We start from the raw sequence: 12,129 nt of genomic DNA on the forward strand, positions 1-12,129 counted from the left end.
TCCCGGAACTGGAACAGACAAAAGGCCTATTCGAGCCCCGCACGTCGACCGAGACATGAGCGATGCCGACGCGATCCGGGACGCGAGCGAGGGCGCAGCCGAGCCTATCGAGGTCGACTTCGGCGAGGACGGTCTCGTCCCCGCGGTCGCCCAGGACGCCGACTCCGGCGAGGTGCTGATGCTCGCGTACGTCTCGCCGGAGGCGCTCGAGCGCACCCGCGAGACGGGCGAGGCGCACTACTACTCCCGGTCGCGCGACGAACTGTGGCACAAGGGCGGCTCCTCCGGACACACGCAGGCGGTCCGTGAGGTGCGCGTCGACTGCGACGCCGACACCCTCCTGTACCTCGTCGACCAGAACGTCGGAGCGTGCCACACGGGACACCGGTCGTGTTTCCACCGGACTATCGACGGCGAAACGGTCGGTGAGCGCGTCTTCGACCCGGACGAGGTGTACTGAATGGGCGACACGGCGGGACGCGGCGCGGCGACCGATTCCGACCCTGTCGCCGAGGCCGGCGAGGCGGCCGCGAGGCTACGCGAGCACTACGACGAGCTCCGCCGGATCGAGACTCGGATCGCCGACCTCGGCCGCGACCGCGTCGAGGCCGCGGCGGACACGTACCGCCGCGCGCACCGCATCATCGAGCAGTACGAGGACGACGCGGTCGGCAGCGGGGACTTCGCGGCCTACGTCCAGTTCGAAGGCGAGTTCGCCAACGCGGTCGACGTCGACGACGATGCGCTCGCAGCCGACGCGTTCGCGGCCGCCGACGAGGCCGTCGACAAGAAGCGGCTCTCCGAGCGCGACATCGAGGCGGCGCGCGAGGCGCTCGAGCCCGCCGGTGAGTACGTCGACCTGCTCACAGACCGCGACGACGCGCTCGACGACTACCGGGCCGCGCGCAAGGCCACCCGCGAGGCTCGGAAGTCCCTCGACGCACGGCTCGACGAGCTCCGCGAGGTCGCAGCGATGGCGGACGCTGACCTCGACGCGGACGTCGCCCGCCTCCGCGACCCGATTGCGGAGTACAACGAAGCCGTCCGCGAATCGTTCGACGAGTTTTATAAGTCGGCGTCGGCCCGCGACGCCTTCGCCTTCCTCGACCGTGCGGACGCGACGCCGTTCGTCGACGTCACCGTACCGCCGACGGACTTGGCCGAGTACGTCGCGGAGTACGGCGCCGGCGAGGAGCCGCTTCCGACCCTCTTGGAGTACGCGGACTACTCAAACTCCAAGCTTGAACACTACGTCGACGACCCCGGCGCGCTCCGGACCGCCGTCGCGGTCCACCGGACCTACATCGAGCGGCTCGACGGCGAGCCGCTGACGCTGGACTGGCCGCCCGCCGGGGGCGACGAACTCGCCTACGAGATCGACGAACTGATCCCGCTGGTCTCGCGGGTCGCAGACGACGAGACGGTCGCGACACTGCGAGCGGTTCGCGACCGCACGCGCGACGACGAGTACGAGCGGCTCCGTCGCGCCGCCGAGGTGCGCGACGCCCTCGACGAGCCGGAGTTGGAACTGGTGCGAACGGGCGCCATCGACGACCGGGTGCGCGAGGCCGAGCGCACTCGCGAGACCGTCGCGGCCGTGCTGGCGGAGACGGAGCGGTAGCGGCGGTTATATATCACGCGAGGGAGTCGCGTCCTTTCAAGAGCCGCGGGCGCTGACGTGGTGACATGACTCGATTCGACGCCGCGACCGAGGCGGAGCGGCTGAAGCTGTTCGCGGACGCGGCGGCCGCTCACCGCGCCCGTTCGAGCGACGTGATGACCGTCGATGTCGACCCCGACAGCGACGTCACCGGGGGCGGCGAGGTGGCGCCGTGGATCCAGCTCGCCGGCACGGAACTCGTCTTGGACTGCACCGACGACGAGCTGGATCGTTTAAAAGATCTTCTGGGCGAGTTCCCCGAGTTTCGCATCGACGAACTCGTGAGTCCGGAGGAGGCCGAGGGGACGAACGCGGTCGTCACCGCCCGTTCCGACGCGAACCGCGTGGCGGGATTCATGGAGCGCGCGTTCCGCGAGGTGTACGGGCTCGACGAGGAGTACCGGGCGTGGGTGACGACGGTATAAATTGGACAGCGAGGTTATCGTCGGTCGTTTATAGTCTACCGTCGGCGACAGAGCGAAGGATCCAAAGCTCCAGTCGACTCCGATTGATGGGCTCGCTGTGCTCCTCAGTCGCTCGCGTCGCTCACTCCCTCCGGTGCTTTCGTCGCCCGTTTTCCCGGAGCCGACTGCCCCTTTGATTCCAGCCGCACAGCACCACAACCACGGCCTCACGCCTCCCCAACCTCGTCAGTCGTCCTTCGCGTTGCTCCGGACGACTGACTCCCTCGCGGACACCTCGCGGTCTCCGCCAGCGACCGCTCGGAGGCGCGCCACCGCTTCGGCCGATTATACGTTGACGACGCCGACGAGCGCGTTGACATCTACCTCTGGGTCGCTCACGACACACTTACTTTCCGCGGCGCGTTTGACCCGATAGACAGTCGCCTCGTGTGCCGTGGGACGGGGGCGACGCCGACCACCATGCAACAGTACCTCGATCTCGTCGACGACACTCTGTCGACGGGCACCTACAAGCCGAACCGGACCGGTGTCGACACGATCGCGTCGTTCAGCGGGCAGTACACCGTCGACCTCGCGGAGGGGTTCCCGCTCCTCACCACGAAGAAGATGGACGGCTACCGCTGGAACTCGCTCATCCACGAGGTGCTCTGGTACCTCTCCGGCGAGGAACACGTCGAAAATCTCCGCGAGGAGACGAAGATATGGGACGCGTGGGCCGACGAGGAGGGACGTCTCGACACCGCCTACGGTCGATTTTGGCGTCGGTTCCCGGTCCCGGAGGCGGACGCCGCGTTGCCCGGCGAGACGTGGCCCGACGACGCCCACCGCTGGGTGACCGTCGAGAAGGGCCCCGACGGGACCGAGCGTCGGACGTTCGACCAGATCCAGTACGTGCTCGACACGCTCGAAGAGAACCCGCGCTCGCGACGGATGGTCGTCAACGCGTGGCACCCCGCCAACGCCGCGACCTCCACGCTCCCGCCGTGTCACTACACGTTCGTGGTGAACGTGCAGGACGGTCGACTGAACCTCCACCTCACGCAGCGGTCGGGCGACATCGCGCTCGGCGTGCCGTTCAACATCGCCGCGTACGCCCTGCTCGCGAACGCGCTCGCGCAACGGACGGGGTTCGAGGTGGGCGAGTTCGGCCACACTGTCGTCGACGCGCACGTCTACTGCGGCCGCGGCGAGCGCGGGAAGTGGTACGCGAACAACCTTCCGTACGTACAGGAGCGGCTCGCGAGCGCCGAGAGCAAGGTGGACTACCTCGACGTGAAGAGCTGGGTCGAGCGAACCGCCCCCGACGAGACGTCCGGCGAGGAGGGGTACGACCACGTCCCCGGCCTACTCGAACAGCTATCGCGCGAGCCGCGCGAGCGTCCCCGCATCGAGATCGCCGACGTCCCGCTGGACGAACTGACGTACGAGGACGTCCGACTCGTCGACTACGACTCCGCGGACGGCCTCTCGTTCGCGGTCGCGGAGTGATGACCGACGGCTCGTCCCCGGGCGGTTCGTCTCCCGTCGACCTCGTTATTGTCGCCGCCGTCGCCGAGAATGGCGTCATCGGCGACGAGGGCGAGATGCCGTGGCACCACCCGGCCGATCTCGCGCACTTCAAACGACTCACGACCGGCCATCCCGTGATCGTCGGCCGGACGACCTACGAGAGCATCGCCGCCGGAGTCGGGGGACCGCTCCCCGACCGCACCAACATCGTGTTGACGACACGAGACCTCGACCTCCCCGAGGGGGCCGTCGCCGCGAACGACGTCGAGGAGGCGATCGCGCTCGCCGCCGCAGACGCCGACGACCGCGGCGTCAGCGAGGCGTACGTGATCGGTGGCGCCGCCGTCTACGAGCAGTTCCTCGACCGCGCAGACCGGATGGTGTTGACGGAGATTCCCGGGCGACCCACTGGCGACACGCGCTTTCCGGAGTGGGACGCCGACACGTGGCGGGAGGTCGACCGCGAGGTCGCCGCGAACGCCGAGACAGAGGACGCGGAGGGCGACGACGCCATCGCGTTCGTCACCTACGAGCGCACGTCCGAGTGAGCAGCGGGCGCGCTCGCCGCGCTCGTCACCCCCGACGCCGCTCAGTTTCGGAGCGCCTCGACCGGACGCTCGTTTGCCGCCTTCCATGCAGGATAGGCGCCGCTGACGAGTCCCACGCCAACGCCGAAGCCCAGCGCGAGGAGGAGGTAGTACCCGTTCGTCGGGTCGAGCGCCAGCGCGGCGTCGACCTCCTCGGTGGCGACGACGAGTCCGGCGACGAGCGCGACGGTGAGGAGGGTTCCGGCGGCGGCCCCGGCCGCGCCGATCAGACCGGCCTCCGCGAGCAGCACTCGTAACACGTCGCGGCGGGTCACGCCGACCGCGCGCATCACGCCGATCTCTTGGCGGCGCTCGACGGTGCTCATCAGCATCACGTTGAGGATCGATACGCCTGCGACGACGAGCGAGATGGCGCCCAGACCGAGGAGGAACGTGCTGAGCAGTCCGAAGAACTCGTTGATCTCGTCGACGATCGCGGCAAGTTCGAACAGATCGACGCGCTCCTCGCGGGCGTTCACCTGCTCGCGGATGTCGTCGGCCGCGACCCGCGCTGCCTCGCCCGAGTCGGCGACGACGAGGACCTGTCCGTACCCGTCGGCGACGAACGCGGACTCGGGGAGGAGGACGGCGTCGTCCGGGGCCACGGGGCTGAACGTCTCGCTCTCGACGAGCACCGCGACCACCCGGACCTGTCTCCCGGCGATCCCGACGGTGTCGCCGGCGCTGATACCGAGGTCCGCCGCGACGCCCGCGCCGACGATCGCGCCCTGTCGATGGCGCTCGGGGAGCCGTCCCTCCGCGGCCTCGAACGCGAGCGCCGGCTCCTCGACCCCGTAGACGGTCGCGAACTGCTGGGCGTTTTGGGTGGAGACGATCGCGTTGTCGGAGTACAGAGGGACGACCGCCGGCCCGTCGACGGCGCGCCGAATGTCGGCCACGTCCGCCTCCGAGAGCGATTCGACGCCGGCGTCTGCGTTCGGCGAGACCACGACCTGCGTGCCGATGTCTCCGATGGCGTCGGCGGCGCCGAGCGCCAGCACGTTGCCGAAGATACCGAGCGCCGCGACCGCGAGGACGCCGATGCACACACCGAGCACCGCGAGGGCGGTCCGAACCCGGTTCCGCCGAAGGTTCCGTGCGGCCATCGAGACCGCGGGCCGCCACCCGCGCAACCGCCCGCCGAACCTCGACCGCGCCGGCGCCTCGTCTCGACTCATCCGTCCTCCGCGGTCGCCGGTCCGGTGCGACGGCGCGGAGCGGGACTCCCCTCGTTGCGCACCGAGTCGGGTTCTTCCGGGACCCCGCCGACGAGCACGCCGTCGGTGAGTTCGACCACCCGGTCGGCGTACTCCTCGACGAGCGGGTCGTGCGTCACCGCCACGACCGCGACCCCCTCCGATTTCACTCGCTCGAACTCGGCGAGGATCGATTCGCCCGTCTCCGTGTCCAGGTTCCCCGTCGGCTCGTCGGCGAGGAGCACCGCCGGCTCGTTGATCAGCGACCGGGCGATGGCAACCCGTTGTTTCTGCCCGCCAGACAGCTCCGAGGGGTCGTGGTCGAGCCGGTCGCCGAGGCCGAAGCGAGTGAGGAGGTCGGCGGCGCGGTCGCTCGCGTCGCCGGGGTCGAACGCAGTGGGGAGCGAGACGTTCTCGACCGCCGTCAGCGTCGGCAACAGATGGAAGTCCTGGAAGACGAACCCGATTGACTCCTTCCGCGCCCTCGTACGCTCGGTGATAGAGAGGTCGGTCACGTCCGTCCCGTCGAGGATCCGCTGTCCCTCGGTGGGGTCGTCGAGCAACCCGAGTACGTTCAACAGCGTCGACTTCCCCGAGCCGCTCGGCCCGACGACAGCGACGAACTCGCCCGGTTTCACCGCGAAGTCGACGTCGTCGAGCGCGACGACCGGCTCCGCGCCCCCGCCGGGATAGCGCTTCGTCACGCCGCGAAGTTCGACGCTATACATCGCGGCGACGCACCACGCCACCGACGACGGCGAGGCCGGCGGCGCCGACGAGGCCTATCGTCCCGATCACACCGAGCGTCCCGAACACGCCGCCCGATCCGGAGCCGCCGTCGCTCCCTCCGTCCGCGTCGGGGAGCGCCACCGTGTCGGTCTCGACGTACCGAACGCCGCGCTCGGTGTACGCGATCCGGACCGGGACCTCGTCGGCGACCGACGCGTTCACCGAGGTACGCAGGTCGAAGGCGACGAAGTCGCCGGCGCCGACCGACCCGACGAAGTACTCTCTCCCGCCCGGAGTCGGCGCGACGCCCGGCGCCTCCCCGACGGAGACGACGACGCCATCCAGCGTACCGCTCCCCGAGTTACCGAGGTTGGCGTCGATGCGTACCGTGCCGTCCTCGGCCGTCTCGACCGTCGCGTCCGTGATCGTCGGCGCCGCCTCGTGTGCCGGGTACTGGAGCGTCGACGTCGCCGTGCGCTCAGCGCCGGCGCCCGCTTGCGCGTCGAGTCCAGACCGGAACGTCGCCGTGAACGTCACCGCGGAGCGCCGGTCGAGCGGACCGAGGTCGACGACGACTTCGCGCTCCTCGCCGGGCGCCACGTCCTCGACGACGTACGGGCCGGCCGCGAACCCGCTGGCTGCGGTCGAGTCGGCTCCGTCCTCGCTGTCGGCACCACCTTCGGCACCCGCGATCGGTTCACCGACCGCGGTCAGGCTCACGCGGTCCGCGGTGGTGGTCCCCGTGTTGACTACGGTGACCGCCACCGGGGAATCGGCGGCTTGCACGACCTCCTCGGCGTCCTCGCCTGTGTCGAGTCCGCCGCCACCGCCGCCGAAGAGGCCCTGAATGCCGCCGACGTCGATGCCACCGGCGTTCTGCCCCTCATCCTCGTTTTGGAGGTCTCCGGGCGCGAGCCCACGGGTTCGGAGGTCGAGCGTCACCTCTGCGGGCTGGACGTCGACGACGACGTCGCGCGTCACGGTGACGGTCTCCGGCTCCTCGTCGTCTCCGACCGCCTCTCCCTCCGCGACGACTTCGACGGTGAGCCGCCGTTCACCCGGCTCGTCGAACCGCGTCCACAACTCGACCTCGAGCGCGTCGCCGGGTGAGAGCGCTCCGACGGCGGTCGCCTCGTCCAGCGGCTTCGCGTCATCGTCCGCGTCCGGGTCGAACACGCTGACGCTCGTCACGTCGGCGGCGTCGGGACTCCCGCCGGAGTTCGAGACGCTGACGTTCAGCGCCGTGCGTTCGCCGACGACGGGTTCGGTCGAACCGGGCTCGACCGCATCGATCCCGATCCGAGCGTCGGGGACGGCCGCGACTCCGCCGATGGCCGCGAACAGCATGAGGAGGGCGAGCAGCGCGGCCGTCGTTCGTGAAAGAATCAATGTCGACCCTGTTAGGGGAGCGATTGACATATATCCGTCGTAGCCGAGGGTCACGGACTCCTCCGGTCGCACGCCGTCGTCGCGGGCTCGCGTCAACGCGACGCGGGTAAAGCGGCCGGGTCGTCACTCGCACGTACCGGTTACGGATGCTTTTTCAACCGCCCGACGTAAGAAGGGGTAATGAACCGACGCGACACAGCGAGAGCGGGTGATCGGCGATGATGGGCAACAACGACCAGCAGGCGTACGACCGCGGAACGTCGCTGTTCTCGCCCGACGGACGCATCTACCAGGTCGAGTACGCCCGCGAGGCGGTCTCGCGCGGCGCGCCGAGCGTGGGGATTCGCACCGCGGAGGGCGTCGTGTTCGTCGCGATGTCCCGCGCCTCCTCCACGCTGATGGAGGCCGAGAGCATCGAGAAGCTCCACAAGCTCGACGACCACCTCGGCACCGCGAGCGCGGGCCACGTCGCCGACGCGCGACAGCTCATCGACCTCGCCCGCCGGCAGTCGCAGGGGAACCGCCTGCGCTACGGCGAGCCGGTCGGCGTCGAGGCGCTGACGAAGACGATCACGGACCACATCCAGGAGAACACCCAGCGCGGCGGAACGCGCCCGTACGGCGCCGCGCTCCTGATCGGCGGCATCGAGGACGGCGAGCCGCGCCTGTTCGCCGCCGACCCCTCCGGCACGCCGAACGAGTGGAAGGCGACCGTCATCGGCGGCGGCCGGCAGGACATCCAGGGCCTCCTGGAGGAGAAGTGGACCGACGACCTCTCCGTGACCGCCGGCATCGAACTCGGTCTCGCGGCGCTCGCGGCCCACGAGGACGAGTTCGAACCCGCCGACGTCGCCGTCGCGACGATCACCGAGGCCGACGGGTACCAGACCGTCCCCGCCGCCGAGGTCGAAGCGGCGTTCGAGGCGGCCGGGGTGGCCGCTGACGAGGACGAGGAAGAGGAATCCGACGTCGACGCGGACGACGAAGAGTAACGCGGCTCCATCGACCGATCGCTTTTCTCGCGCGCCATCGAACGCGGGGTATGGCACGCATCGCCGACCTCGTCGCCTACCCGCTGAAGTCGAACGACGGCGTCGGCCTCGATTGCGCGGAGATCGGCCCGACGGGCGCGCTCCGTGGGGACCGCACGTACGCGCTCGTCGAGGCGGGCGTCGACCCGGACGAGGCCTCCGTGGGCGCGAACGGCGGCTACGTCAACGGGAAGAGCGAGCCTGCGCTCCACCGGCTCCGCGCGAGCTACGAACTGGCCGACCCGGCAGACGCGACGCCGACCGCGGTGACTCTCACGCGGCCGGGGCGCCCGGAAACGGGGGCCGCGGCGGACGAGCATCGGTTCGCGCTCCCCGAGGACGGCGACGCGCTGGCGGCGTGGGTCGGCGACTACCTCGGCTACGACGTCGATCTGGTCCGCGAGCCGGACGGCGGACTTCCGGACGACCGGGTCGCTCACGGCCCGACGGTCGTCTCGCGCGCCACGCTGGAGACCGTCGCCGGCTGGTTCGACGCGGTCGCTGACGCGACGGAGATGCGACGACGACTCCGTCCGAACGTGGTCGTCGACGACTGTCCCGCGTTCTGGGAGGATCGCCTGTTCGCCGACCGCGGCGAGGCGGTCCGATTCTCCGCGGGCGGTGCCGAACTGCTCGGCGTCAACCCCTGTCAGCGCTGCGTCGTCCCGTCACGACACCCGGAGACGGGCGACGAACTCGACGGCTTCCGTGAGACGTTTATAAAGAACCGCCGCGCGACGCTCCCCGACTGGACCGAGAGCGACCGCTTCGACCACGACTTCCGGCTGATGGTGAACACCGTCGTCCCGGAAGCGGAGTGGGGAGCGCGCCTCGCGGTCGGTGATCGCGTGACCGTCGAGGGCATCGAGGCGCTCGACGGAGCACTGTACTGACTGGTCGGGAGACCATATTGTCCTGCCTGGGTAGGGGATCGAATTCGAAAATCTGCGCGCGCGACTCGCGGCGATTACCGGCCGCCGTCGGTCATCGCGACCGGCTCTTCCTCGGCGGCGTTGGTCGCGGCGTCGCTCCCGTCGCCGCTCGACTCTTCGATGCTCGCGGTATCGGGCGTCGTCTCGCCGACGCCGAAGTGGTTCCAGAGCGTGACGCCGGCGACCGCGTAGGCGACGAGGTCGTAGTGGACGGCACCTTCGAAGGCCGTGAACGCGGCGAGCGTACTGTAGCCGAAGAGGGCGACGACACCGCCCACGAACGCGCTCTCGCTCGTGAACCGACCAGCCGCCGCGCCCGCGACGGACCGCTTGATCATCGGCCCGCAGGCGACGAGGAAGGCGACGCCCGAGAGCGCCCCCAGGTTGACGAAGAAGTGCGTCGACACCCGCGAGTCGAGGATCGACTGGAGGTACTGGACCGTGACCGGGTCGTAGAACAGCCACTCGATCCGCGTGGGGTAGAGGACGGCGATGTACGGCGTCGCCACCATCAGCCCGAACAGCACGGCGACGGCGACTCGGGCGGAGGCGAACTGCGCCGCGCGGCGGACTTCGAACGCCGCGTCTCCCGGCGCGACCACGAGGCCGCAGGACTCCAGCACGCCCCTGAGGTCGTCGCGCGAGACCTCCGGGTCGTGGTGAATCCCGACTGTCCCGTTCCGATTCGTCACCGAGGCGGCGCTGACTCCGTCGTGATCGGCGAGAACAGTTTCCAGCAGCTCCTCGCGGTGATCCGTGTCGATCCCGTCCACCGAGAAGGTGTCGTGGACGTGCGGCTCGGGCACCCGAGAGGTCCGCGGCCCCGCGTCGGATCTCGTCGTGCCTCGACGGTCGCTCGCCGGGACCTCCAGTCCCCGCTCGCGAGCCACGGCGTCGAGCCGCGACGAACGCCCGTGGTGGTCGTCTAGCATGCCAATACCCTACGTCCGCATCAGCATGAAACTTCCCCCGGTGCCCCCCATGAGCGCGACGAGACCGCTACGCAGGTCGGTCGCGAAGCCCGTACCCGTCGAACGAGTTGAGAAGTCACAGGCGTTCGGCCGACCGGGACGGCACGGATCAGACGTTGACCGACTCATTGTACGAGGTGACGATCATCTGTCCCTTCCGCGTGAGCGCCGCGCCCGACTCCCCGTCGACGACGAGGCCTTCCTCGCGAAGTGTGTCGAGGATCATCGACGTCTGCGTGACGTCGCCCGTGACCACCTCGGCGATGTTCGCCGATCCGCCGGCCGAGTATATCGACACGAGGACCTCCAACTGCTCTTCGGTCGGGTCGAACGACTCGAGGTCCTTCATCGCCTCGTCGTACTCCTGTTTGATGTATCGCCCGAGCACGTTCAGCGCGCGTCCGTTCGGGACGGTCGCGATCGACGTGACGGTCTGTCCGTCGACGATGTGACGGAACACGATCGACGGGCGTCGCGTCCCCGCCAGCGTTCGGGAGGTTCGTTCGTAGTCGATCACGGCGGAGAGGTCGACCGTGAAGGGGTCGGGACAGTCGTCGAACTCGATGGCGCCGGGCAAGAGCGCGATCGACGCTGTGTGGTCCGCGGCCTCCGTGACACGACCGCCGACCTGCGCCGGGTGCCGAACCGTGACGGTCACGTCGTGTAACAGGGCCTTGAACAGCAGGCGGGTGAACTGCTCCATATCGTCCGGTTCTCCCTCGACGAGGGCCGTCCGTCGGTTGCCCTGTCGTTCGTACGCGAGGGTGACGCTGTTGCTGAAGAACGACTGGAGGTCACCTGGGACCGTGCCGACGACCACGTCGAACACCTCGGAGAGCGGGACGGTCGTCTTCCCGTTGTCCGTCGCGAGCACGAGCCGGCGTTGGCTCAAGAGCACTCGCCCCGTCACCGGGTTCGCGCTCTGGAAGTCCGCGGCGTGAACGCGACCGACGAAGTCGGCGATGACGGACTCTGGCATCGGACCACACTACACGCCGTTCGCTATTTACTGTTACCGACGAGGTATCAATAGCGATACCCATCTGTGAGGCTCACGCCGGGTGCGCGGGCGAACGGATCCGGTGTCCCTACCGCCCCTCGGCGTGTCGATCGCACCGTCGCAAAAGGCGAGGAACAGCAAAGCCTAATGAGGAGGGCGTTAAACCAGCAGGTGATGCCAACAGTAGAATACCTTAACTACGACGTGCTCGACGACCACGGTTGGTCGATGGACGACGACGACCTCTTCGAGTCGGCCGCAGACGCCGATCTCGACGAGGAAGACTACGGTACTCTCGACGTAAACCAGGGCGAGTACATTCTCGAATCCGCCGAGGCCCAGGGCTACGACTGGCCCTTCTCGTGCCGCGCCGGTGCGTGCGCGAACTGCGCCGCCATCGTGAAGGAAGGCGACATCGAGATGGACATGCAGCAGATCCTCTCCGACGAGGAAGTCGAAGAGAAGAACGTTCGCCTGACCTGCATCGGTAGCCCGGAGACCGACGAGGTCAAGATCGTTTACAACGCGAAACACCTCGACTACCTGCAGAACCGCGTCATCTAAGACACGGCTCCATGGGCTGACCCATGGTCCGATAACCCGATTTCTGTCGCGTTACAGACGTCTACAGCACTCTCTCTGTTTATCCCTTGATTCGGGAACACGTCGAACCGACGTGTGTCGCGGCGTACTCCCGTCG

The 12,129-nt window shown here is 68.8% G+C and carries 13 protein-coding genes; 8 read left to right on the forward strand and 5 right to left on the reverse strand.

Annotation, left to right across the window (positions count from 1 at the left end):
• The first annotated feature begins 55 nt into the window (after window positions 1-55).
• The 5 genes from hisI to ACNS84_RS09535 all read left to right on the forward strand — a co-directional run bounded on the left by hisI (window position 56) and on the right by ACNS84_RS09535 (window position 4,142).
• Complete coding sequence (gene hisI, locus ACNS84_RS09515; protein WP_435074603.1) at window positions 56-460, forward strand: phosphoribosyl-AMP cyclohydrolase; 405 nt, start codon at window positions 56-58, stop codon at window positions 458-460.
• Window positions 461-1,621: a DUF7118 family protein gene (locus ACNS84_RS09520; protein ID WP_435074604.1), complete on the forward strand. Its 1,161-nt coding sequence runs from the start codon at window positions 461-463 to the stop codon at window positions 1,619-1,621. It abuts the gene before it with no gap.
• A gap of 65 nt (window positions 1,622-1,686) precedes the next feature.
• A complete protein-coding gene (locus tag ACNS84_RS09525; protein ID WP_435074605.1) occupies window positions 1,687-2,085 on the forward strand; it encodes a DUF7975 family protein in 399 nt (132 codons plus the stop codon).
• 459 nt (window positions 2,086-2,544) lie between these two features.
• The gene (gene thyA / locus ACNS84_RS09530) at window positions 2,545-3,573 is read left to right on the forward strand and encodes a thymidylate synthase (protein ID WP_435074606.1); all 1,029 of its coding nucleotides are present in this window, start codon (window positions 2,545-2,547) and stop codon (window positions 3,571-3,573) included.
• A complete protein-coding gene (locus ACNS84_RS09535) occupies window positions 3,573-4,142 on the forward strand; it encodes a dihydrofolate reductase (protein WP_435074607.1) in 570 nt (189 codons plus the stop codon). Before thyA ends, ACNS84_RS09535 begins: the two co-directional genes overlap by 1 nt.
• Before the next feature lie 41 nt (window positions 4,143-4,183).
• Here ACNS84_RS09535 and ACNS84_RS09540 read toward each other — a convergent pair whose 3' ends face one another.
• The 3 genes from ACNS84_RS09540 to ACNS84_RS09550 are packed head-to-tail and all read right to left on the reverse strand — an operon-like array spanning window position 4,184 to window position 7,525.
• A complete protein-coding gene (locus tag ACNS84_RS09540) occupies window positions 4,184-5,359 on the reverse strand; it encodes an ABC transporter permease (RefSeq protein WP_435074608.1) in 1,176 nt (391 codons plus the stop codon).
• Window positions 5,356-6,105, reverse strand: coding sequence for an ABC transporter ATP-binding protein (locus tag ACNS84_RS09545; RefSeq protein WP_435074609.1), 750 nt, complete (start codon window positions 6,103-6,105; stop codon window positions 5,356-5,358). Before ACNS84_RS09545 ends, ACNS84_RS09540 begins: the two co-directional genes overlap by 4 nt.
• Window positions 6,098-7,525, reverse strand: coding sequence for a hypothetical protein (locus ACNS84_RS09550; RefSeq protein WP_435074610.1), 1,428 nt, complete (start codon window positions 7,523-7,525; stop codon window positions 6,098-6,100). Before ACNS84_RS09550 ends, ACNS84_RS09545 begins: the two co-directional genes overlap by 8 nt.
• Window positions 7,526-7,713: 188 nt before the next feature.
• Between ACNS84_RS09550 and psmA the strand changes: the two genes are divergently transcribed.
• Window positions 7,714-8,487 carry an archaeal proteasome endopeptidase complex subunit alpha gene (gene psmA, locus ACNS84_RS09555; protein WP_435074611.1) on the forward strand — a complete coding sequence of 258 codons (774 nt, stop codon included), beginning with the start codon at window positions 7,714-7,716 and terminating at the stop codon, window positions 8,485-8,487.
• Window positions 8,488-8,537: 50 nt separating this feature from the next.
• On the forward strand, window positions 8,538-9,419 hold the full coding sequence (locus tag ACNS84_RS09560) for an MOSC domain-containing protein (protein WP_435074612.1): 882 nt from the start codon (window positions 8,538-8,540) through the stop codon (window positions 9,417-9,419).
• A 74-nt stretch (window positions 9,420-9,493) separates the two neighbouring features.
• Here ACNS84_RS09560 and ACNS84_RS09565 read toward each other — a convergent pair whose 3' ends face one another.
• Together ACNS84_RS09565 and ACNS84_RS09570 are read right to left on the reverse strand one after the other, a co-directional pair.
• Window positions 9,494-10,390 carry a hypothetical protein gene (locus ACNS84_RS09565; protein ID WP_435074613.1) on the reverse strand — a complete coding sequence of 299 codons (897 nt, stop codon included), beginning with the start codon at window positions 10,388-10,390 and terminating at the stop codon, window positions 9,494-9,496.
• Between the two features lie 148 nt (window positions 10,391-10,538).
• On the reverse strand, window positions 10,539-11,408 hold the full coding sequence (locus tag ACNS84_RS09570; protein WP_435074614.1) for a CheF family chemotaxis protein: 870 nt from the start codon (window positions 11,406-11,408) through the stop codon (window positions 10,539-10,541).
• A gap of 195 nt (window positions 11,409-11,603) precedes the next feature.
• Between ACNS84_RS09570 and fer the strand changes: the two genes are divergently transcribed.
• Window positions 11,604-11,993: a ferredoxin Fer gene (gene fer, locus ACNS84_RS09575; protein WP_435074615.1), complete on the forward strand. Its 390-nt coding sequence runs from the start codon at window positions 11,604-11,606 to the stop codon at window positions 11,991-11,993.
• The last annotated feature ends 136 nt before the right edge of the window (window positions 11,994-12,129 follow it).

The organism is Halorubrum wangae, assembly GCF_051194135.1.
Taxonomy (GTDB): domain Archaea; phylum Halobacteriota; class Halobacteria; order Halobacteriales; family Haloferacaceae; genus Halorubrum.